The organism is Paenarthrobacter sp. TAF1 (assembly GCF_052113825.1).
GTDB classification, from domain to species: Bacteria; Actinomycetota; Actinomycetes; order Actinomycetales; family Micrococcaceae; genus Arthrobacter; species Arthrobacter nicotinovorans.
Genome location: NZ_JBFRDO010000011.1, coordinates 14,428 through 35,919 on the forward strand (window position 1 = coordinate 14,428; position 21,492 = coordinate 35,919).

The following is a 21,492-nucleotide window of genomic DNA, read 5'->3' on the forward strand; positions in this document are numbered from 1 at the left end:
GCTCAGCTCGAGTAGGCGCTGTTCTCGTGCACGTAGTCGTGCGTGAGGTCATTGGTCCAAATAGTCGCTTCGGCGTCGCCGGCCTGGAGATCAATTTCCACGAGCACTTCGCGCGGTTCGAGGTCCACCAGGTTCCGGTCATCACCGATCGCACCGTTGCGGCAGATCTGGATGCCGTTCATGGCGACGTTGAGCTGGTCCGCTTCGAACACAGCGTCGGTGGTTCCTACGGCGGACAGCACGCGTCCCCAGTTGGGGTCTTTGCCGAAGATGGCCGCTTTGAAGAGGTTGGAGCGGGCCACGGAGCGGCTGACGGTTTCAGCGTCACGTTCGCTGGCGGCATTGAAGGTGCGGATGGCGATGTCGTGGCTGGCACCTTCGGCGTCGCCGATCAGCTTGCGGGCAAGCTCAGCGCAGACGGCGGTTACCGCTTCGCTGAGTTGCTCTGCCGACGGCAGGGCCTCGGAAGCACCTGAAGCGAGCAGCACCACGGTGTCGTTCGTGGACATGCAGCCATCCGAGTCTGCACGGTCGAACGTGACGCGCGTGGCGTCCCGGAGCACTACGTCGAGCTCGTTCGCAGGTACTTCAGCGTCGGTGGTAAGGACCACCAGCATGGTGGCCAGGCCTGGAGCCAGCATCCCCGCACCCTTGGCGATACCGCCGACGGTGAACGGCTTGCCTTCTGCATCCTTACCCGCGAAGACAGCTTCCTTGGAGACGCTGTCCGTGGTCATGATGGCGGTTGCCGCGGCTGCGCCACCGTCCTCGGAGAGCTCCTTGGCGGCGGCTTCGACACCCGGGATGATTTTGTCCATGGGCAGCTGCTCGCCGATCAGCCCGGTGGAGCACACCACGACGTCGGAAGCTGAGATTCCCAGCACCGCCGCCACTTTCTCAGCGGTTGCGTGGGTGTTCTGGAAGCCCTGCGGACCGGTGCAGGCGTTGGCACCGCCGGAGTTCAGCACTACGGCATCCACGCGGCCATCGCTGACAACTTGGCGGGACCAGTGAACAGGGGCAGCTGCCACCCGGTTGGAGGTGAAAACCGCGGCGGCCGCCTTGGACGGACCATCGTTGACGACGAGTGCCAGATCCGGCTTGCCTGAGGCTTTGATGCCTGCTGTGATGCCGGCGGCCCGGAATCCCTTGGGTGCGGTAATGGTCACGGTGCAACTCCCTGCAGGTTCAGGCCGGCTGTTTCGTCCAGGCCGAGGGCAATGTTCATGGACTGCACGGCTCCGCCGGCTGTCCCCTTGGTGAGGTTGTCGATGGCGCAGGTGACGATGACACGGCCGGTGTGCTGGTCGAACGCCAGCTGCATGACGGCGTGGTTGGAACCCTGCACCGACTTGGTGGTTGGCCACTGGCCCTCGGGCAGCAGGTGCACGAACGGTTCGTCGTCGTAGGCATCCGCCCACGCCTGGCGAAGCTCGGCTTCAGTAACACTGCGACCATCCTGCAGCCGCACTTTCGCTGTAGCAGTGGTGAGGATGCCGCGGCTCATCGGAGCGAGCGTAGGGGTGAACGACACTGTCACGGATTCCCCTGCTGCATTGGACAGTCCCTGTTCGATCTCAGGCGTGTGGCGATGACCGCCACCCACGCCGTAGGGGCTCATGGAACCCATGACCTCCGAGCCGATCAGGTTGACCTTGGCCGCTTTGCCGGCACCCGAGGTACCTGAGGCGGAAACAATCACGACGTCGTCCGGCTGGAGGAGATTGTTGGCGAACCCTGGCGTCAAGGCCAGCAGGGCCGACGTCGGATAGCAGCCAGGCACGGCGATCCTGGTTGCGCCCTTGAGAACCTCGCGCTGGCCCGGCAGTTCGGGCAGGCCGTACGGCCAGGTGCCCGCATGTTCGGAGCCGTAAAACTTCTCCCACGCTGAGGCGTCCTGCAAGCGGTGGTCCGCGCCGGCGTCGATGACTACAGTGCCTTCCGGCAACTGTGCCGCGATCCCGGCAGAGGTGCCGTGCGGCAGGGCCAGGAACACAACGTCATGGCCGGAGAGGTTCTCCACCGTGGTGTCTTCCAGTATCCGGCTGGCCAAACCGTGGAGATGTGGCTGCAACTCCCCTAGTCTGGAACCGGCGTTGCTGTGTGCGGTAATGGCACCGATGGTGACGTTCGGATGGCCCGCAAGCAAGCGCAGCACTTCTCCCCCGGCGTAGCCGCTGGCACCGGAGACGGCAACAGAAATAGTCATAACTCCACTATACAGCAAGAATATTCATGCTGTCCGATATTTATGCATGCCCAATGTGAGCTGTCACATTTGTTAGGACATTGCGCGTATGCTTAGTGGAGGGTGATCCAGACCGTGCAGTCCGAACGTCGGCTGCAGCGTTGCCCGTTAGCGATACGGGGCACATATATGGCACCCACGTCCACCGCTGAGCGCCCCAAAGCACGCGCAATTCAGCCAAATCCCGTCGTTCAGAGCTACTCAGAGCTCCTCAAGACCGTCAAGTCCGCAGGGCTCCTTGAGCGCCGCAGCGGCTTCTATATCTGGGTTTTCGTAGCCCTGATACTGCTCATGGCCGGCACCTGGCTCGGCTTCGCCCTCTTGGGCGAGTCCTGGTACCAACTCCTCATCGCCGCCGCAGTCGGTATTCTCTGCACGCAGCTCAGCTTCCTGGCCCATGAGGCCGGACATAAGCAGATCTTCGCTTCACGCCGCGCCAACGATTGGTCAGCCCGTCTCCTGGCCACAGGCATTGCCGGCATCAGCTACTCCTGGTGGGAACAGAAACACGGCGCCCACCACAACCACCCCAACGTCATTTCCAAGGACCCCGACATCCGGAACAACGCCTTGGTCTTCTACGAGGATGCAGCGGCAGAACGCAAGGGCCGCCTGGCGTTCCTCACCAAGAAGCAGGGGTGGTTCTTCTTCCCCCTCCTGACGTTGCTTGGCCTGAGCCTTCAGTTCGACTCGCTTCGTTTCGTGCTCGGCAAGCAGAACGTACGTCACCGCTGGGTAGAGGCACCCATCCTGCTGGCAAGGCTCACGGCCCTTCCCGTACTGGCTTTCACCTTCCTGCCCATCGGGATGGCTTTTGCCTTCCTCGGTGTCCAGATCATGGTCTACGGCTTCTACATGGGAGCTTCGTTTGCGCCGAACCACAAGGGCATGCCCGTCCTCCCCAAGGACAGCCGCGTGGACTTCCTCAACCGTCAGATCCTGACCTCGCGCAACATCTCCGGCGGCATCTTCATGGACTTCCTCCTGGGCGGACTCAACCGGCAGGTGGAGCACCACTTGTTCCCGGACATGGCCCGCCCCCACTTGTACAAGGCCACAAAGATCGTCCGCGAATTCTGCGCCAAGCATTCGATCTCCTACACCGAAACCACGCTGATGCAGTCCTACGGCATCGTGGTCCGGTACCTGAACGAAGTCGGCCTGGCAGCGGGCCGCGGATTCGATTGCCCCGTGGCATCGACGCACGGACGCTTCTAGGCGTTCGACACGGGAGGCCCCAACCTCCCTAGGATGGGTTCTGGAACCGGGCACCGGAAGGTCCGCCCCGGAGTAAGGAGCCACCATGACGCACGCAATCGTTGCACAGCAGCCCGGAGGACCGGAGGTCCTCGAGTTCGCTTCCGTCGAAGTACCGGCACCGGGCCCCGGGCAGCTGCTGATCAAAGTCGCAGCTGCCGGGGTCAACTTCATCGAGACCTACCAGCGCAATGGCACCTACAAGGTGGACTACCCTTTCACCCCCGGCGCTGAAGCAGCAGGCGTGGTGGAGGCGGTAGGCGAGGGCGTTGAAGAGTTTGCCATCGGCGACCGCATTGCCACGGCCGAGGGAACCAGGACCTACGCGGAGTACGCCCTGGTGGACGCCGCCAGGGCGCTCCCGGTTCCTGCCGGCGTCGATGACCACACCGCCGCCGCCCTGCCGCTGCAGGGAATAACGGCCCACTACCTGATGAACTCCTCTTTCCGGGTTGAGCCCGGCCACACGGTGCTTCTGCACGCCGGAGCCGGCGGAGTAGGTCTGCTGTTGACCCAACTGCTGAAGGCCCGCGGGGCCCGGGTCATCACCACCGTGTCCTCCGACGAGAAGGCCGATCTGTCCACTCTCGCCGGGGCTGATGACGTCCTTCGCTATGAGGGCTTCGCCGACAAGGTCCGTGAACTCACCGACGGCGAGGGCGTCAACGTCGTCTACGACGGCGTTGGCAAGGACACCTTCGATGACTCTCTGAGAAGCCTGCGGATCCGTGGGGCCATGGTGCTGTTCGGCGCAGCCTCGGGACCGGTGCCGCCGTTTGATCCACAGCGGTTGAACGCGGCAGGCTCGTTGACACTCACCAGGCCCACCATGGCGCACTTTGTACAGAATGCCCAGGAACGCCGGTGGCGCTCGGCCGAAATTTTCGACGCCGCAGCCAACGGCACTCTTGCTGTCAGGGTCGGCGCCACGTACCCCCTGGCCGAAGCGGCCCAGGCCCACAGGGACCTGGAGGGACGCCGGACCACCGGCAAGGTCCTTCTGGTCCCGTGACGGCCGGCTTGTCCCATGACGACCGGCTTGTCCCGTAGGGGCAGCGCCCGGCCCCAAACTCCCGGTGACGTTCCGGCGAACATCGCAGCAACGGACTGTGACGGGCAAGAAGCCACCGACATCTTTTGTTCACCTTCCTGCGAAAAGCTGACCCCGTGAGCACAGAACATTCCGTGGGGGCCGGGCAGATGCCTGCCCTGACCACGTACCGCCCCCAGCTGCCGGGCGGCACCGCAGCACCTGCCGAACGTACCCTCGTTGACATCCTGGAGGCCACCGCGGCTTCCTTTCCGGAGTCCTCAGCGCTGGACGACGGCCACAAGTCACTTAGCTACACCGAACTTCTCGCCGCCGTCAGCTCTTTTGCCCGGACCCTGAACGCAGCGGGTCTGGGCCCTGGTGCGAAAATCGGTGTCCGCATCCCTTCCGGAACCAATGAGCTCTACGTGGCTATCCTCGGCATCCTGATGGCCGGGGCCGCCTACGTGCCCGTCGACGCCGACGATCCCGAGGAACGGGCACGCTTGGTGTTCGGGGAGGCCAAAGTGGCGGCAGTCATCGGTGCGGGGCTGGACGTCCGGCTTTCCGATGCTTCGCGCGAACCTCTCTCCAGTCCGGCAAGACCTGGGCTGGACGATGATTCGTGGATCATTTTCACTTCGGGCTCCACCGGCACTCCCAAGGGTGTGGCCGTCAAGCACCGTTCGTCCGCCGCCTTCGTGGACGCCGAAGCCAGGCTCTTCCTCCAGGCCGAACCCATCGGCCCCCAGGACCGGGTGCTTGCCGGCCTCTCGGTGGCCTTCGACGCCTCGTGCGAAGAGATGTGGCTGGCCTGGCGCCATGGAGCGTGTCTGGTGCCTGCGCCCCGCGCTCTGGTTCGCACCGGAATGGACCTCGGTCCCTGGCTGATCAACCACGGCATCACCGTGGTGTCCACAGTGCCGACGCTCGCCGCCCTGTGGCMGGCCGAGGCACTGGAAAACGTACGTCTTCTCATTTTCGGTGGCGAAGCCTGCCCTCCGGAGCTCGCCGAGCGGCTCGCTGTGGACGGTCGCGAAGTCTGGAACACCTACGGCCCCACGGAAGCCACCGTCGTTGCGTGCGCCGCTCCCTTGGGCGGACCCGGCCCCGTGCGGATCGGGCTTCCGCTGGACGGGTGGGACCTCGCCGTCGTCGATTCCAGTGGCGTTCCGGTCGCCGAAGGTGACATCGGCGAACTCATCATCGGCGGCGTCGGCCTTGCGCGCTACCTCGATCCCGCCAAGGACGCCGAGAAGTACGCACCCATGCCCACGCTGGGCTGGGACCGGGCCTACCGCTCGGGTGACTTGGTGCGGTTCGAAGCCGAGGGCCTGATCTTCATGGGCCGGGCCGATGAACAGGTCAAACTCGGCGGCCGCAGGATTGAACTGGGCGAGGTCGATGCAGCGCTGCAGTCCTTGCCCGGCGTCGCCGGTGCGGCTGCTGCCGTGCAGACGACCGCCGCCGGCAACCAGATCCTGGTGGGCTATCTGGCCCCCGTTGACGGTTACGAGCTGAGCATGGACGAAGCCCGCAGGTTGCTTGGCGAAAGCCTTCCGGCTGCGTTGATCCCCTTGCTGACCGTGGTGGATTCGTTGCCCACCAAGACCAGCGGCAAGGTGGATCGCCACGCGCTCCCCTGGCCGCTGGCCGGCGCCGGCGCTACGGAGGCGAGCAACGCCCCGTTGAACCTGCCCGATGACGCCCGCTGGGTGGTGGAGCAATGGGAAGCGGTCCTCGGCAGTCCCGTGAGTTCGCTCGACGCCGATTTCTTCGCCTATGGTGGCGGGTCCCTGGCAGCGGCCCAGCTCGTCTCAGCCCTTCGCGTCAGGTACCCCACCATTACCGTCGCCGATATTTACGCGACACCGCGCGTCGGCGCACTGATCGACGCCGCCCGCCAGTCACTTCCCGACGGCGGCGCCCCGGGTCCCGCTGCCGAGCGAACCGTCCGCCCCACCGCCTTGAAGTCGCAGATCTTCCAAGTCCTGATGGGCGTTCCGTTGCACATCCTGGTGGGAATGCGTTGGCTGACCTATCTCATGGCTGCCAACAAGTTGCTGGCTGACTTCGCCGGTTTTTCTGCCGCTCCGGTCGTTTCCTGGTGGTGGATCGGCTTGTCCTGGCTGATCTTCGTCAGCCCACTGGGACGCATGGCCATCTCCGTGGTGGCGGCACGATTGCTGCTGGGAAGGGTCGAGCCCGGTACCTACCCCAGGTCCGGCAAGACCCACTTGCGGCTGTGGCTGGCCGAACAGATCCAGGACCTGTCCGGCGCCATCGGGCTGGCCAGCGCCCCATTCGTTCCCTACTATGCGCGTGCCCTCGGGGCCAAAATCGGCCGGGACGTGCACCTTCACTCGCTTCCGCCCGTCACTGGCCTCCTGTCACTGGGCAGCGGAGTCAATATTGAGCCCGAGGTGGACCTGTCCGGCTGGTGGGTGGATGGCGATTCGGTCCACATTGGCCAGGTCCATGTTGGAGCGGGCGCCGTTGTGGGTTCCCGCAGCACGCTCATGCCTGGAGCCAGCATCGGCGCCGGGGCCCACGTAGAGCCTGGCTCCGCAGTTTTCGGCAAGGTCAAGGCCGGCCACCTGGTGGCGGGCTCACCGGCGGAACGGCGCGGCAAGGCCAAACACGATTGGCCCGAAGCGATGATCCGTCGTTCGGCGGTCGACCGGCTGTGGCTCCTTGCTTTTGCTGGCGCGTCGGCCCTGCTCGCCCTGATCCCCTACATCTCTGCCTTCGCCGGTGCCATGGTCATCCTCGCCTTCATCCAAGGACACGATTCCTTGGAAACCGCGCTCCCCGGGATCGCCCTCTCCGCACCGTTGGCAGCGCTGGTGTGGTTCCTCGGCAACCTCCTTCTGATTCTTTTGATGGCCAGGCTCCTGGGTGTGGGACTCAAAGAGGCGCATTACCGCGTCCGCAGCCGCATCGGCTGGCAGGTGTGGGCAACTGAACGCCTCCTGGACATGGCACGGGACCTTCTCTTCCCCATCTACGCCAGCCTGTTCACACCTGTCTGGTTGCGCTTGCTGGGAGCCAAAGTGGGCAAGAACGTGGAAGCCTCGACGGTGCTGCTGGTCCCCAGGATGACCACCATCGGCGACGGCGCGTTCCTCGCCGACGACACCATGGTGGCTTCCTACGAACTCGGTGGCGGCTGGATGAAGATTGCCCCGGCCAAGATCGGGAAACGTTCCTTCCTCGGCAACTCGGGCATGACCGCTGCCGGACGCAATGTGCCCAAGAATTCCCTCGTCGCGGTATTGTCAGCCACCCCGGCCAAAGCGAAGTCCGGAACATCGTGGCTGGGCAGCCCGCCTGTGAGGTTGCGCCGCACCGCCGTCGACGCTGACCAGAGCCGAACCTTCAAGCCGCCGTTCAAACTCAAGCTGGCACGGGCGTTGTGGGAACTGTGCCGGCTGGTGCCCGTCATCCTCACTGTTTCCATCGCCGTGGCCGTCATGGTGTTCCTGGACTGGATTGCGCGCGGATGGGGCTACTGGATTGCCGCCCTGCTGTGCGGCATCGTGATGCTGGCCGCTGGAGCGGTGGCAGCACTCAGCTCCATTGTTGCCAAGTGGGTTCTGGTGGGAACCATCCGGGCCGGCGAACACCCCCTGTGGAGTTCGTTCATTTGGCGCAACGAGGTGGTGGACACCTTCATCGAAATGGTCAGCGCGCCGTGGTTTGCCAGGTCGGCGGCGGGCACTCCGGCCCTGGTGTGGTGGCTCCGCGGCCTCGGCGCGAAGATTGGCCGCGGCACGTGGTGCGAAAGCTATTGGCTGCCCGAAGCCGACCTCGTAACCTTGGGCGAGAACTCCACCGTCAACCGGGGTTGCGTCGTCCAAACGCACCTGTTCCATGATCGCGTCATGAGCCTGGACACCGTGACACTGGGCAATGGGGCCACGATGGGGCCGCACGGCGTCATCCTCCCCGCGGCCAGTATCGGTGACGGCGGGACTGTTGGTCCGGCGTCGTTGGTCATGCGCGGCGAAACCGTCCCCGCGGGGACGTACTGGATGGGTAACCCGGTGAGCCCGTGGGTGGGTCCGTCAGCACAAGCTCCCCGTCTCAAGTAGATTGGGAGCTAATGACCGCACCCATCAGCACCCCCAGTCCCGACCCCTACACCCTGGACCACGGAAGCACGCGCTACCGGGTGGACCGATACGAGCTGGAGCTCGATGTCAGGCTGGGCAGCAACAAGCTGATGGGCAGAGCGGTCCTGAAGTGCACAGCTTTGGAAGCAAGCACACAGATTGTCCTGGACCTGGTGGGCTTGCGGGCGTCGAAGGTGCATATGGACGGCAAGAAGGTGCAGAAATTCAGCCACCGTGCCGAGCACCTGGTCCTCAATCCGGCCTCGGCCCTCAAAACCGGGCAGCAGTTTTCCCTGGAGATCCGCTATGACGGCAATCCGCAACCACGGCGCGGGTTGTGGGGCGACGTGGGTTGGGAAGAACTGAACGACGGCGTACTGGTGGCCGGCCAGCCCAACGGCGCGGCCTCATGGTTCCCCTGCAATGACCACCCCCGATACAAGTCCAGCTTCCTGATTTCCGTGACCACTGACGAGAACTACCGCCCGGTGTGCAACGGCAGGCTCGTGTCCCATTCCCGCAAATCCAGCCGGGAAACGTGGGTCTACGAGCAGGTTGAGCCGATGGCGACCTACCTGGCCACCGTTCAAATAGGCCGTTACGCCAAAGTGCCGCTGCAGTTGGACGGCGCACACCACCGGGTCCCCCAGTACGTTGCCGTGACTCCTGAAATGACCGGGGACGCCCTTCAGGGCCTGCGTCGCCAACCGGACATGATGCGGACATTCGAGGACTGCTTCGGCCCGTACCCGTTCGCGGACTACACCTCGGTGGTCACTGAAGACGAGCTGGAAATTCCGTTGGAAGCCCAGACGGTCTCCATTTTCGGCCGAAACCACATGAAGGATGCCTGGGATTCCCAGCGGCTGATCGCCCACGAGCTCTCCCACCAATGGTTTGGGAATTCGCTGACGGTCAGCAACTGGAAGGACATTTGGCTTCATGAGGGATTTGCCTGCTACGCCGAATGGTTGTGGTCCGAGGAATCCGGCACCATGACTGTTGCGGCGCGGGCATCGGCTGCATGGAAGAGGCTCGATGCCGGGCCGCAGGACCTGCTGGTGGGCGACCCCGGCCCGGAGCTGATGTTCGATGACCGTGTCTACAAGCGCGGGGCGCTGGCCGTCCACGCTCTGCGGATGGCTGCCGGGGATGAAGCGTTCTTTGGCTTCCTGCAGGAGTGGACCGCCTCGAACCGGCACGGGTCAGTATCCACGGAATCGTTCATTGCAGCTGCAGACGCCTTCATTCCGGGGATCGGTGCTGCTGGAATTCTCCGGCCCTGGCTGTACGAAGCCGCGCTTCCGCCGCTGCCTGCAGCACGTTAGCCCAGGGCCAGGGCGGCCACCAGTCCGTCAGGTAGTTGCATGTGGGTGATGTCGTGCAGACCGGGCAGGCCCAGCACATCCAGCTCCGCAGGGTTATGCCTCAGGCCCTCGCCTGTCATCTTCAGCCAGGCTTCCTTGCGTGCCCAGAGCCGGGCCCGCTGCGTGGCTTGGTCCTGTTCCGGGAAGGACACCAGGAAACGCTTCTCGCTTTCAGTCAGGGCCACGTCATCGAATCCGTCGAAGCCAACCCCCTCTATCGCTTCCAGATCAACTCCCAGCCGGGAGCCATCTGTTGGATGCACGACGCCGGCCAGCAGCACCCAGCCCGACGCCCGGGATGCGCTCAGCAGCAGAGGCGCCGGACCGCCGTCGAGAAGGAAGCCGGGGCGGCCGTGATCCTGGCCGGGACCGCACTGCGGGCAATGATAATCAGGCCCGAGGTGTACGGGATCGACGTCGAGAAGCGAGGCGGCAAAATTCAGCAGGGCCAGCCGGCCAGCGACGAATTCTTCACGGTCCTTGGGGTTGGCTAAATGGAGCGCACGTTGCTGGGCGGGTTTGCCGAGTCGTGTGAAGCGCTCGGCAGCTGGAACTTCGTCCAGCCTGCGCAACTCAAGTACAGGCTCGTCCATCACTCCCCCCTTTCGCGGCTTTGTCCCCAGCAAACTGTAGCGTGGTGGTGATGTTTACCGGGCAAACAACAGTGTTCCCCGCAGCCAGGATTGCTGCGGGGAACACTGTTGCTGAGTTAACCCACCGGCGCTACTTCACCGAGTTCAGGTAGCTCGCCAGGGTGGGCGTGATGCGCGTGCCTGAGTTCGAGCTGCCTCCGTTGGTGTGGATGGCCACGATGGTGTTGGAGCTGTTGTAGACGGGTGCGCCACTCTGGCCGCCGTAGGTGTCCATCTTGTAAAAGACCTTCTCGGCCTGGGTGCTGTCAATGGAACCGGTCATGGACCACATGGTGCCGAAGGCCTTGTCACCGGGATAGCCCCGGACCGTCGCGGTGGTTCCGTTCAGGCTGGTGGTCGTTCCGGTGTAGTTCAGCCAGCCGGTGGTGTTGCCGATGGTGCAGTCGAGCTTGATGACTCCCCAGTCGGCATTGGTGTTGGCTGAATCAATCCAGCGCTGATCCGTCAGGAGCTGGGTAGCTCCACAGGTACCGTAAGGATCAGTTGATCCGTTCCGGCCGGGAGCCACTTTCACACCCCAGGAGTAATCCGCCGTGGAACCCGTGCCACCTTCGTGCACGCAGTGGCCCGCGGTCAGCACGGTGTCATCCGAAATGAGGGCGCCGGAGCAGATGTAGCCTCCGTTGAATTCGATCTGCACGATCGAGCGGTTGGGCGCGGCCGTGGTGTTCGTGATCCGTACCCTGCCATCAGCGCCGATGACTGAGTCCGTGGAAGCGCCGCCACCCTTGGAGGGCATCGCCAGCGTGTACTTGTCGGCCAGCGGAGATGCCGCGGACCCTGACGTCTGCGTCTTGTCCACCGTGTGCGACACAGGCTGCACCCCGGAAATGGCGGCCTGGGGCGTCGGCTCTGACGCTACCGCAGCTCCACCAAGCGAGGACGTCAAAGCCACAACTGCAGCCCCGACAAGCACAGCAATGTTCTGCTTCTTCATGGGTACCTTTCAAAGGACGGCTCCCGTGGAACCGTTCGAGGGATGTGATACACATGCTTCACATGTGTATGACAAAACTGTCATACAGATGTGAACAGCCTGTCAAGATGTTGGGAGTTGAATCTCGTTAAAAAGAAAACCCCGGGACAGCAGTCCCGGGGTTTTCTTGAGTCGAGCTAGCGCTGGACAGCTCCAAAGCGGTCGGCGGCTACGGCCACGGCAGCAGCGCGGGCCTCCGAAGCCTCATCCGCCGTCAGGGTGCGGTCGTTTGCGCGGAACCGCAGGCCGAAGGCGAGCGACTTCTTACCGTCATCGATGCCCGGGCCCACGTAGACGTCGAACAACGAGATGTCCTCAAGGAGCTCACCTGCACCCTCGCGGAGTGCGGACAGGACCTGATCGGCCGGCACGTCCAGGGGAACTACCAGGGCAACGTCCTGCGTCGCCACCGGGAACCCGGAGATGTGCTTGGCGACAATCACGTCGGCGGCAGCTTCGAACAAGGCATCGACATCCACCTCAACCGCTACTGAACGCGCAGGCATGTCGTGCGCAGCAAGGAGCTTGGGGTGGAGTTCCCCTGCGTATCCAACCACGTCGCCATTGCGCAGTGCGAGCTGCGCCGCGCGCCCGGGGTGGAATGCCTGGTGGCTGCCTTGGCTGACAACCAGTTCAACGCCCAAAACGTCAGCGATCAGCCGGGCCACGTCCAGGGCGTCGGCCCAGTCCCAGGCACGCGGCTTGTGCGTGGCGGCAGCCGGAGAATCATGACCGGTCAGGACCGCGGCGATGTGCAGCGGCTGGTCAGGGACGCCGTCGTACAGTGCATCCAGCACCTCATCGGAAGGCTTGACACCCAACGGCGGGATGGACTCCGTTCCGAGCTTGTCACCCGGCAGGAAGACCGAGCCGGCCTCGTAGAGTGCAAGATCGCGGAAACCGCGCGAGTGGTTGCGGCGTGCCACCTCAATCAGGCCCGGCAGGATGGACGTGCGGAGATACCCCTGTTCCTCGCTGATCGGGTTGGCGAGCTTCAACGCCGGACGGGCAGCGCCTTCCTCCGCCACTCCGAAGGTGTCGTTGGCTGCCTTCGTGACGAAGGGGTAGGACAGCACCTCTGTCAGCCCGGCATCGGCCAGGGCCTGCACGACGCGGCGCTTCTGCTGCTGCGTGCGGCTCAATCCGCGTCCCGGAGGAGCCACCGGCAAGGTAGCCGGGATGTTGTCGTAGCCCACAAGACGGGCGATTTCCTCGGAGAGGTCGTCCTTGGTTTCGAGGTCGTTGCGCCAGCTTGGTGCAGTCACGCGGTAACCGGAGGAGGTCTTCTCCACCACGGCCCCCAGGTCCTCAAGGGAGGTGGTGATCTGATCTTCGGTGAAGTCGATGCCGATGCGCGCGGAAGCATAACCGGCAGGCAGCTCAATCACGACGGCGTCAGGCGCCGTTCCGACGTCGGTACCGGTCTCGTCCGCGGTACCTCCGGCGAGTTCCACCAGGAGGTCCACCACGCGCTGGGCGGCGACGTTGGCGACATGCCAGTCCACACCGCGTTCGAAGCGCTTGGACGCCTCGGACGGCAGCTTGTGGCGGCGGCGTGAGCGGGCAATGGATACTTCGTCGAAGTGCGCGGCTTCCACAAGGATATTCGTGGTGGAATCGGAAACCTCGGTGTAGGCGCCACCCATCACGCCTGCGATGCCGATCGCACCCGAATCATCCGTGATCAGCAGGTCCTCGGCGTCGAGTGTGCGCTCCTTGTCATCGAGCGTGGTGATCTTCTCCCCCGCGACCGCGCGGCGGACAACGATATCGCCCGAAAGCTTGTCGAGGTCGTAGCAGTGGTTCGGCTGGCCGAGCTCCAACATGACGTAGTTGGAAATATCCACGGGCAACGAGATGGAACGTACGCCGGCCAGGCGGAGGCGTGAGGACATCCACGGCGGGGTGGGGCGGGAGGCATCCACGCCCCGGACCGTACGCGCAACAAAACGATCGCAGCCCGGCTTGCCGTAAATGGGAGCATCGTCGTTGAGCTTGACTCCGTAGCCACCCTGCAGGGAAGCAGGCGCGTTGACCTTGGACGCCGGATCCACGAACGAAGTTCCCGTGGCGTGGGCGTACTCGCGGGCAACCCCACGGATGGAGAATGCGTAGCCGCGGTCCGGAGTGACATTGATTTCGGCTGCCTGGTCGTACAGACCCAGCAGCTCCATGGCGTCAGTGCCGATCTCGGGGTCGAGGCCGATGCGGGAGAGGACCAAAATGCCATCGTGGTCATCGCCGATGCCCAGCTCTCGCACGGATGCGATCATGCCGGCAGACAGGTGGCCATAGGTCTTGCGGGCCGAGATCTGGAAGTTTCCGGGCAGTACGGCTCCGGGCAAGGTAACAACAACCTTGTCGCCCTCAACAAAGTTGTGGGCGCCGCAGATGATGCCCTGCACGCCGGAGGGATCGATGCCCTTGCCGGTGAGGGTCTGCTTCTGGCCCTCTGGGACAACCCGGACCTGGCACCAGTTGATGGTCTTGCCGTTGGTCTGCGGTTCCTTGACCAGGCTCAGCACCTGCCCGACAACCACAGGGCCCTTCAGCTCATCGGTGGGACGGTGGACATCTTCTTCTTCAAAGCCGACCTTGACCAGGTCAGCCATGACATCTTCGGCCGTAGCTTCGGCCGGAACCTGCGCGAACTCACGCAACCAGGAAAGTGGGATACGCACTGTTAGATCTCCATCCCGAAGTGCTCGCTGAAACGTACATCGCCTTCGATCATGTCGCGCATGTCGCCGACCTCGTTGCGGAACATGAGCGTGCGCTCAATGCCCATACCGAAAGCAAAACCTGAATAGATGTCCGGATCGATCCCGGCAGCCCGCAGGACATTGGCGTTGACCATGCCGCAGCCGCCCCACTCGATCCAGCGCGGGCCGCCCTTGGCGCCCGGGTGCCAGATGTCGAGTTCTGCCGACGGCTCGGTGAACGGGAAGTAGTTTGGGCGCAGACGGATGGAGGCTTCGTCGCCGAACATCTGGCGTGCGAAATGCTCCAGCGTGCCGCGCAGGTCAGCCATGCTGAGGTTCTTGTCGATTGCGAGACCCTCGAACTGGTGGAACACCGGTGTGTGCGTCGCGTCGAGCTCGTCGGTCCGGAACACTTTGCCCGGGCACAGGACATAGATAGGCACTTCGCGCTCCAGCATGGAACGAACCTGTACCGGTGAAGTGTGCGTACGCATGAGCAGGTGCGCCTCGGGAGGCTCCACGAAGAACGTGTCCTGCATTTCGCGTGCCGGGTGGTCCGGCTTGAAGTTCAGGGCATCGAAGTTGAACCACTCGGACTCCACCTCGGGTCCTTCGGCGATCTCCCAACCCATGCCAACGAAGATGTCCGACACCCTGTCCTGCAAGGTGGACAGCGGGTGGCGGGCACCGGCGCGGCGACGGCGCGGGGCCGCCGTAACATCGACCGTTTCCTCGATCAGGATGCGGGCATCATTCTCAGCCTCAAGAACCTGGGTCCTTGCCGCGAGCGCTTGATTGACCCGGCCCCGCGAGGAGCCCATGAGCTTGCCCGCAGCTGCCTTGTGTTCCTTGGCCAAGCCACCGATTTCGCGGTTGGCAAGACTCAGGGGCGACTTCTCGCCGGTGTGGGCGAGGCGGACAGCCTTGAGTTCATCAAGGGAAGACGCAGCCGCAATTGCGGCGATGGCGTCCTCGACGGCGGCGTGGACGGCGGCTTCATCCAGCGGATTCGGGATGGCGGCGCCTGGCAAAGTGTCAGTCATCTACTGTTCTTAGCTACGAGTTGGGAGCGGCCGGCAATGCAGGCCTGCAAAACAAAGGGGTAGTGCTCGCCGCGGACGGCGGGCACTACCCCTCAGTCTAGTTGAAGCGCCCATGCGGGATTTAACCCGCCCGCGCGCATCCCGCTATGTGAAACAGCCGCCCCTTTTCATCACGACGGCGGTACGCAGCCGGGCGCTTAGGCGCCCGAAGCCGGTGGTGCGGCCGGCGGCGGAGGTACCTGGCCGTCGTCGTGACCATTCCCGTGCTGCGGCGTGGACTGCGCGCCGGGCGTGTAGCCCTGACCGGCCCAGTCCTGCTGTGGCGACTGGGCCGGCTGGCCAGGCTGGCCAGGCCGCGGCGCAGGGTACCCGGGCTGTCCCGATGGTGACTGCGGTGCGGGGTAACCGGGCTGTCCCGGGCCGTTCACGTCCTGGCCGTACACTGGGGCGCCTGCGAGCGCCGGCGACTGCCGGGCTGACTTCCTGCGCAACAGCACGAACAGCAGCACCAGCGCCGCAGCAACCACCAGCAGGGCCACGAGGGTCCAGATGATCCACCCCGGGATGCCGGCATTGGCCTCGGCCTTTACCTGAACAGCCGTCCCCTTGATGGACAGCATGTCGAATGTTGCCGTGTTGCCATCAACGACTGCACCGTTGGCTTCAACGATCTTCCCGGGGAAGGTGAACTTGACGGACGCTTCGTCGAACATCGACTTTGCCATGGCGGATGCCTGGGGATCGCTGCTGTCAGCTCCCGTAACACTTCCCATGGACATGACGTAGAAGTCTCCATCCCTTTTCAGATCAAAAGGGTTCTCGGAGCTGGACGATTCGGCCAGCTTGGCCGGGTCAAGGTTCACCGCCGTGATCCGTTTGCCCTTGTACTTGTCGTCTTCGTAGTCCACCACGGTGGCACCCTCAGGTATGTCCATCTCCTGGCTGCCGCCGCCATTGGACTTCATGAAGTCGTCGAAGGACTTCTCCCCCAGAACCGACTTTTGGATCGCGTATACAACCTCGTAGTCGACGCTTTTCTCGTTATTGACCTTGACTGACATGTTGAGCTTGACGCATCCGGTCAAGGCCACCATGACGGCAATCAGTACACCGAGCACGCCTATGGCGCGTTTTACGTTCATGTTTCTTTCCCCATTCATCCCCTGCACGAGTGAGTGCTCGAACAGCGTATCCCTGCCGTCCGTGCCCTGCCACACGCCGCGGGTCTAGCATGGCTTCATGACTCCCGCGCAACGCCTCCGGCAGATCGCCAACGTCCTGAACCTGTCCACTCCGCTCGGACTGGCGGTGGCCGTCACGTCACGGTCGAAGTTGTCGCGCGGGCCGCGCGGCCTGCTGATTGCGTCCGGTTACCAGTGGAGGCTCCCCCTTGCCGGGGCCTTTACGGTCGGCAACGTGGTTGTGTACCGGGCTCCGTACGGTGTTGCCGGAACCAACCCTGTGCTGCTGGGCCACGAGGAACGGCACAGCACGCAGTATGCGTATTGCCTCGGGCTTCCGTTCCTGGTCCTTTACGGGGCTGCGGCCTGCTGGTCGATGGTCCGGACCGGTAATCYGGGACTGGGTAACTGGTTCGAGCGCCAGGCCGGGCTGGAAGCAGGCGGCTACATCGAACCCACCAACCGCCGGCAGGACCATCCTGCCCATGATCGAATCGAGGCTTAGCCATGGAGCGAACCATCACCGTGACGGGTTCAGGGAGCGCAACGGCTGCTCCGGACCTGGTGACGCTGACTTTGGGCGTGGAGACGCGACGGGAAACCGCGGCGAAAGCATACGACGACGCCGGCACGTCAGCGGCCGCCGTCGCGGCAAGCTTGCGCGCAGCGGGTATCGGGGACGGGGACCTGCGGACGAGCGGGCTGAACCTGCGGGCCGATGTGATGTGGGTTGAAGGTCAAGGCCAGAAGGTGTCGGCTTACGTAGCGTCCACGACACTGCACGTCGGTATCCGGTCGCATGGGGACGCACCGGCAGCAATTGCTGCAGCCGTCGCGGCCGGCGGCGATGACATCCGCATCAACGGCCTGGAGCAAGGACTGGCCGACCCCTCCCGCGCCACGGCACAAGCCCAGGAAGCCGCCTGGCAGGATGCCTTGGCCCGGGCCGAACAGTACGCGGCGCTGGCCTCCGCCCGGCTGGGATCCGTGGTGTCCATCTCCCAGCAACCGGTACACAGCGGCCCGGTTCCCATGGGTGGAATGGTCCGGGCGTCCTACGTCGCAGAGACCCTGCCGGTTGAGGCCGGTGAATCTGTCATCTCCGCCAGCGTCACGGTGGAATGGGAGCTTATCTAGTGGATGGCCCTCGCTAGTGGATTGCCCCGGCGGGCAGTTTGGTATCCACCGGGGTGTTGAGCGCAGTGCGGACAACTACGGCGATCCCCTCGGCCGTCAGCTCCAGCGGCATTGATGGAGCTGCCCCTTCCGGCGTGACCTGTTCCGGAAGATAGGGAACGTGAACGAAACCGCCCCGAACGCCCGGCCGGGACGCCAGTGCATTCATCAAGCCGTAAAACACGTGGTTGCACACGTAGGTACCGGCTGTCTGGGAGATTTCACCTTTGATCCCCGCGATCTGCAGGTTCCTGAGCGCGGCCTTGATCGGCAGGCTGGAGAAGTATGCTGCAGGTCCTCCGGGGATCACTTCTTCATCAATGGGGCGCTGGCCCTTGTTGTCCGGGATCCGGGCATCATCGCAGTTGATGGCGACGCGTTCCAGCGATACCCGGTCCCGGCCACCGGCCAAGCCCACGCAGACCACCACCTCCGGAGTGAGACGCGAAATGGCCTGGTGGAGGACCTCCAGTGACTCTCCGAAAACGCAGGGCAATTCGATGGCCTCCACGGCGAACCCCTCTGCCTGGAGGCTCTCCCTGGCGAGCTGGACGGCAAGCCAGGAGGGATTGACCGTATCCCGGCCGAACGGTTCGAAACCCGTGAGCAGAATCATGGGCCTACCTTAGCAACGAGGGGCCCGGCCGTGGGATACGAATATTCGGAGGCCTTGACATTGGTTCGAACATACATTCGAATGGAGTTCATGAGATGGGACGCACAAGCACTTTCACCGACGCGTGAACCGGCACCGGATGCGGATGGCAGCATCGTTCCACGCCCTGCCCCGGCGATGGATGCCTTGCTGCCCTTGGCCGGGCTTGTGCGTTCCGTCTCTACACCCGAATTCTCCGGGGTCACCTTTCATGAGGTCACCGCAAAGTCAGTGCTCAACAAGGTGCCCACCGGTTCGAACATGCCGTTCGAATGGACGGTCAACCCCTACCGCGGGTGCAGCCATGCCTGTGTCTATTGCTTCGCACGCAAAAGCCACACGTATCTGGAATTCGATGCGGGCCGGGACTTCGACTCCCAGGTTGTCGTCAAGATCAATGCTGCCGAGGTGCTCCGCAAAGAACTCGCCAAGCCGTCCTGGGGACACCATCAGGTTGCCCTGGGCACCAACACGGACCCGTATCAGAGGGCGGAGGGCCGCTACGCCCTGATGCCCGGGATCATCCGGGCCCTTGCGGATTCGGGCACGCCGTTCTCCATCTTGACCAAAGGCACACTCTTGGCGCGGGACATCCCCTTGCTCAAGCATGCTGCCACCCAGGTTCCCGTGGATCTGGGCATTTCCCTGGCCATGACCAACGAGGACCTCGCCGCACTCATCGAGCCCGGCACTCCCTCCCCCAGGGCCCGCTTGAAGCTTATTGCCCGGCTCCGCGACGCCGGCTTGGGATGCGGTGTCATGGCGATGCCCATCCTGCCGTGGCTCACGGATTCCGACGAAGCCTTGGACTCCCTGTTCGCCGGACTGGCCCAGGCCGGCGCCACAGGAGTATCGGCAGGAGCCCTCTACCTCAAACCCGGCACACGCGAGTGGTACATGGACTGGATTGCCGCCCAGCACCCCGGATTAGTGGGCAAGTACCGGCGCCTCTACGGCAACGGCTGGTACGCCTCCAAGGAATACCGCACATGGTTGACCGGCAGAATCACTCACTTCAAGGCGAAATACGGCTTCACGGGAAGCTCCGGATTCAGCCATCGGAACGCCCGGCATTCATCTGCCGCCACTGACGCCCAAACGGCGGGCATTGCCGTTCCCCTTCCGGGCCAACAGACTCTGTTCTAGACCGGCCGGACGCCTTCGGCGGGCATCGAGACCCGTTGCAGGAGCGCACGGACAATCGGAAGATCCGCAGGTATCCACGCCAGGCCGAGCGCTTCGTCAGGGTCGGCAAGCGAAACCCACTGAAGCTCGTCATGGTCTTCAAGTGGTAGCGGATCCCCAGCGGTCACTTCGGCAAACCACACTCGCATGGACGCCCGTTCGTTGAGGGTCCACCCGTCCGGCTTGCCCGATTCCAGCTCCCGGCCAAGCTTGACCTGGATCCCCAACTCTTCAGTGAGTTCGCGGTGGAGGGCCGCTTCCGGGGCTTCACCGGATTCAACCTTGCCACCCGGGAACTCCCACATGCCGGCAAATTGAGGCGGGGCGGTGCGACGGGCAACCAGCAAACGGCCGGGGGCCTCCAAAGAGTCGACGACGGCGGCACCCACGACGTTTATCAATGCAGTCACCGCAACAGTCTAGGGCCCGACCGTACAAGAGGCCGCACGATTCAGGAGCCGGCAGGTCCACGGACCGCGCACATGGGCGTAGTCACATAAGTAAAGCCCTACCCCGGCGGCGACCTAGACTTGTTATCGGATTTTCTTCCATTCTTCCCAGCTCGCAAGACGCCCCCAGAAGCAGGTCTATGTCTATCACCACGTCCCAGCCCGTCGTCGCCAAAAAATCCCGACGCCACCTTGGCCTGGCCATCCTGGCTCTGGCCATGGGCGGATTTGCCATCGGAACCACCGAGTTCGCCATGATGGGCCTGCTGAAGGAAGTCGAAGAGGGACTCGGCATCAGCACCCCCGAAGCGGGAAACCTCATCTCGGCGTATGCCCTGGGTGTCGTGATCGGCGCACCCGTCTTTGCCGCCTTGGGGGCCAAACTACCCAGGAAGAACCTGGCCTTGGGCCTCATGCTGTTCCTGGCACTGGCGAATCTCACGTCTTTCATCGCCCCTGACTACGGCTTGATGCTGTTGTCGCGGTTTGCCTCCGGGCTCCCCCACGGGGCCTTCTTCGGGGTGGCGGCTGTCATCGCAGCCGGCCTCGTTGCACCAACCAAACGCGGCTGGGCCATTTCAATGGTGATGGCCGGACTCACGGTCTCCAATGTCATTGGTGTTCCGCTGGCCACCTGGGTGGGACAAACCTTCGGGTGGCGGCTCCTGTTTGTCATAGTGGGCGCCATCGGCCTGCTTACTGTTGCCATGGTGTGGAAGTTCGTCCCCTTCGAAGCCGCGCATCCGGATGCCAGCATCCGTCGGGAACTTGGGGCGCTCAAAAGGCTCCAAGTATGGCTGGCGTTGCTCATCGGGATTATCGGCTTCGGAGGATTCTTCGCCGTTTACACCTACATCGCCCACACGATGACGTCTGTGGCCGGCATCCCGGAGAACCTCATTCCGGCCGTTGTTGCCCTCTATGGGCTCGGCATGGTGGTTGGCAACATCATCGGTGGGCGGCTGGCGGACAAGTCCGTCATGGGCACCATTTATTGGGTCATGCCGGGGATTGCCGCCGCCTTGGTGGTCTACGCCATTGCCGCCCATTGGGCGTGGTCCGCGTTCGTCATGGCTTTCGTCGTCGGCGGCATCGGTTCCATGCTGACTCCTGCTTTGCAGACCAGGCTTCTCGACGCAGCACCGGGGGCGGCCTCGCTGGCATCCTCGCTGAACCACTCAGCCCTGAACATTGCCAACGCCTTGGGTGCTTTCCTCGGCGGCACAGTCATCGCGTGGGGTTGGGGCTACGTAGCCCCGGCCCTGGTGGGAGCAGTCCTGGCCATCCTCGGACTGGTCGTAGCCGTCATCAGCGGTGCACTTGAACGCAGGAAAGCGCTGGCTGCCTGACCCAAGGGAAGAATGGCTGGTGGGAAACGATCTGTCCCAAAAAAGAATGGCTCCGCAAATGCGGAGCCATTCCTTTTAGTCGCCTCTACGGGACTGACGGTCGGGA

The 21,492-nt window shown here is 63.8% G+C and carries 17 protein-coding genes; 8 read left to right on the forward strand and 9 right to left on the reverse strand.

The window, feature by feature from the left end:
• Window positions 1-2 precede the first annotated feature (2 nt).
• Both argJ and argC read right to left on the reverse strand, forming a co-directional pair.
• Window positions 3-1,169, reverse strand: a complete 1,167-nt coding sequence (argJ, locus tag AB4Y81_RS14360) for a bifunctional glutamate N-acetyltransferase/amino-acid acetyltransferase ArgJ (RefSeq protein WP_039240658.1) — start codon at window positions 1,167-1,169, stop codon at window positions 3-5.
• Entirely contained in the window at window positions 1,166-2,209 is a 1,044-nt protein-coding gene (argC, locus tag AB4Y81_RS14365) for an N-acetyl-gamma-glutamyl-phosphate reductase (RefSeq protein WP_055977881.1), read from the reverse strand. The genes argJ and argC overlap by 4 nt, the downstream gene beginning before the upstream one ends.
• 168 nt (window positions 2,210-2,377) lie before the next feature.
• Between argC and AB4Y81_RS14370 the strand changes: the two genes are divergently transcribed.
• The 4 genes from AB4Y81_RS14370 (at window position 2,378) to AB4Y81_RS14385 (ending at window position 9,978) form a co-directional block, all read left to right on the forward strand.
• The gene (locus AB4Y81_RS14370) at window positions 2,378-3,466 is read left to right on the forward strand and encodes a fatty acid desaturase family protein (protein ID WP_018779111.1); all 1,089 of its coding nucleotides are present in this window, start codon (window positions 2,378-2,380) and stop codon (window positions 3,464-3,466) included.
• Between the two features lie 85 nt (window positions 3,467-3,551).
• Window positions 3,552-4,517 (forward strand): quinone oxidoreductase family protein, encoded by a 966-nt coding sequence (locus tag AB4Y81_RS14375; protein ID WP_018779110.1) that lies wholly within the window; start codon window positions 3,552-3,554, stop codon window positions 4,515-4,517.
• 188 nt (window positions 4,518-4,705) lie between these two features.
• On the forward strand, window positions 4,706-8,629 hold the full coding sequence (locus AB4Y81_RS14380) for a Pls/PosA family non-ribosomal peptide synthetase (protein ID WP_441996168.1): 3,924 nt from the start codon (window positions 4,706-4,708) through the stop codon (window positions 8,627-8,629).
• Between the two features lie 11 nt (window positions 8,630-8,640).
• Window positions 8,641-9,978, forward strand: coding sequence for a M1 family metallopeptidase (locus AB4Y81_RS14385; RefSeq protein ID WP_189075781.1), 1,338 nt, complete (start codon window positions 8,641-8,643; stop codon window positions 9,976-9,978).
• Here the strand turns inward: AB4Y81_RS14385 and AB4Y81_RS14390 are convergent.
• From AB4Y81_RS14390 to AB4Y81_RS14410, 5 genes are all read right to left on the reverse strand, one after another.
• Window positions 9,975-10,610, reverse strand: a complete 636-nt coding sequence (locus AB4Y81_RS14390) for a 4'-phosphopantetheinyl transferase family protein (protein WP_079582215.1) — start codon at window positions 10,608-10,610, stop codon at window positions 9,975-9,977. The two genes, AB4Y81_RS14385 and AB4Y81_RS14390, sit on opposite strands and share 4 nt — an antisense overlap.
• Window positions 10,611-10,740: 130 nt before the next feature.
• On the reverse strand, window positions 10,741-11,607 hold the full coding sequence (locus tag AB4Y81_RS14395) for a trypsin-like serine peptidase (protein ID WP_039240648.1): 867 nt from the start codon (window positions 11,605-11,607) through the stop codon (window positions 10,741-10,743).
• A 176-nt stretch (window positions 11,608-11,783) separates the two neighbouring features.
• Window positions 11,784-14,327, reverse strand: a complete 2,544-nt coding sequence (gene pheT, locus AB4Y81_RS14400; RefSeq protein ID WP_441996134.1) for a phenylalanine--tRNA ligase subunit beta — start codon at window positions 14,325-14,327, stop codon at window positions 11,784-11,786.
• A gap of 2 nt (window positions 14,328-14,329) precedes the next feature.
• Window positions 14,330-15,391, reverse strand: a complete 1,062-nt coding sequence (gene pheS, locus AB4Y81_RS14405; protein WP_441996135.1) for a phenylalanine--tRNA ligase subunit alpha — start codon at window positions 15,389-15,391, stop codon at window positions 14,330-14,332.
• Between the two features lie 197 nt (window positions 15,392-15,588).
• Complete coding sequence (locus AB4Y81_RS14410; protein ID WP_441996136.1) at window positions 15,589-16,533, reverse strand: LppM family (lipo)protein; 945 nt, start codon at window positions 16,531-16,533, stop codon at window positions 15,589-15,591.
• 97 nt (window positions 16,534-16,630) lie between these two features.
• On the opposite strand from AB4Y81_RS14410, the gene AB4Y81_RS14415 reads away from it, so the two are divergent.
• Together AB4Y81_RS14415 and AB4Y81_RS14420 are read left to right on the forward strand one after the other, a co-directional pair.
• Window positions 16,631-17,077: a hypothetical protein gene (locus AB4Y81_RS14415; RefSeq protein ID WP_441996137.1), complete on the forward strand. Its 447-nt coding sequence runs from the start codon at window positions 16,631-16,633 to the stop codon at window positions 17,075-17,077.
• A 2-nt stretch (window positions 17,078-17,079) separates the two neighbouring features.
• The gene (locus tag AB4Y81_RS14420; protein ID WP_441996138.1) at window positions 17,080-17,709 is read left to right on the forward strand and encodes an SIMPL domain-containing protein; all 630 of its coding nucleotides are present in this window, start codon (window positions 17,080-17,082) and stop codon (window positions 17,707-17,709) included.
• A gap of 13 nt (window positions 17,710-17,722) precedes the next feature.
• On the opposite strand, the gene pcp is transcribed toward AB4Y81_RS14420, so the two are convergent.
• The gene (gene pcp / locus AB4Y81_RS14425; RefSeq protein WP_055977893.1) at window positions 17,723-18,364 is read right to left on the reverse strand and encodes a pyroglutamyl-peptidase I; all 642 of its coding nucleotides are present in this window, start codon (window positions 18,362-18,364) and stop codon (window positions 17,723-17,725) included.
• Window positions 18,365-18,454: 90 nt separating this feature from the next.
• On the opposite strand from pcp, the gene AB4Y81_RS14430 reads away from it, so the two are divergent.
• Window positions 18,455-19,549 carry an Rv2578c family radical SAM protein gene (locus AB4Y81_RS14430; protein ID WP_306879109.1) on the forward strand — a complete coding sequence of 365 codons (1,095 nt, stop codon included), beginning with the start codon at window positions 18,455-18,457 and terminating at the stop codon, window positions 19,547-19,549.
• On the opposite strand, the gene AB4Y81_RS14435 is transcribed toward AB4Y81_RS14430, so the two are convergent.
• Complete coding sequence (locus tag AB4Y81_RS14435; RefSeq protein ID WP_441996139.1) at window positions 19,546-19,998, reverse strand: (deoxy)nucleoside triphosphate pyrophosphohydrolase; 453 nt, start codon at window positions 19,996-19,998, stop codon at window positions 19,546-19,548. The genes AB4Y81_RS14430 and AB4Y81_RS14435 overlap by 4 nt on opposite strands.
• A gap of 179 nt (window positions 19,999-20,177) precedes the next feature.
• Between AB4Y81_RS14435 and AB4Y81_RS14440 the strand changes: the two genes are divergently transcribed.
• Entirely contained in the window at window positions 20,178-21,386 is a 1,209-nt protein-coding gene (locus tag AB4Y81_RS14440) for an MFS transporter (RefSeq protein ID WP_018779097.1), read from the forward strand.
• The last annotated feature ends 106 nt before the right edge of the window (window positions 21,387-21,492 follow it).

Bases quoted from the DNA above. Each gene is read 5' to 3' on its own strand.
- argC (WP_055977881.1), bottom strand. From the start codon at position 2,209: ATGACTATTTCTGTTGCCGTCTCCGGTGCCAGCGGCTACGCCGGGGGA.
- AB4Y81_RS14370 (WP_018779111.1), top strand. From the start codon at position 2,378: ATGGCACCCACGTCCACCGCTGAGCGCCCCAAAGCACGCGCAATTCAG.
- AB4Y81_RS14375 (WP_018779110.1), top strand. From the start codon at position 3,552: ATGACGCACGCAATCGTTGCACAGCAGCCCGGAGGACCGGAGGTCCTC.
- AB4Y81_RS14385 (WP_189075781.1), top strand. From the start codon at position 8,641: ATGACCGCACCCATCAGCACCCCCAGTCCCGACCCCTACACCCTGGAC.
- AB4Y81_RS14390 (WP_079582215.1), bottom strand. From the start codon at position 10,610: ATGGACGAGCCTGTACTTGAGTTGCGCAGGCTGGACGAAGTTCCAGCT.
- AB4Y81_RS14395 (WP_039240648.1), bottom strand. From the start codon at position 11,607: ATGAAGAAGCAGAACATTGCTGTGCTTGTCGGGGCTGCAGTTGTGGCT.
- pheS (WP_441996135.1), bottom strand. From the start codon at position 15,391: ATGACTGACACTTTGCCAGGCGCCGCCATCCCGAATCCGCTGGATGAA.
- AB4Y81_RS14410 (WP_441996136.1), bottom strand. From the start codon at position 16,533: ATGAACGTAAAACGCGCCATAGGCGTGCTCGGTGTACTGATTGCCGTC.
- AB4Y81_RS14420 (WP_441996138.1), top strand. From the start codon at position 17,080: ATGGAGCGAACCATCACCGTGACGGGTTCAGGGAGCGCAACGGCTGCT.
- pcp (WP_055977893.1), bottom strand. From the start codon at position 18,364: ATGATTCTGCTCACGGGTTTCGAACCGTTCGGCCGGGATACGGTCAAT.
- AB4Y81_RS14430 (WP_306879109.1), top strand. From the start codon at position 18,455: ATGAGATGGGACGCACAAGCACTTTCACCGACGCGTGAACCGGCACCG.
- AB4Y81_RS14440 (WP_018779097.1), top strand. From the start codon at position 20,178: ATGTCTATCACCACGTCCCAGCCCGTCGTCGCCAAAAAATCCCGACGC.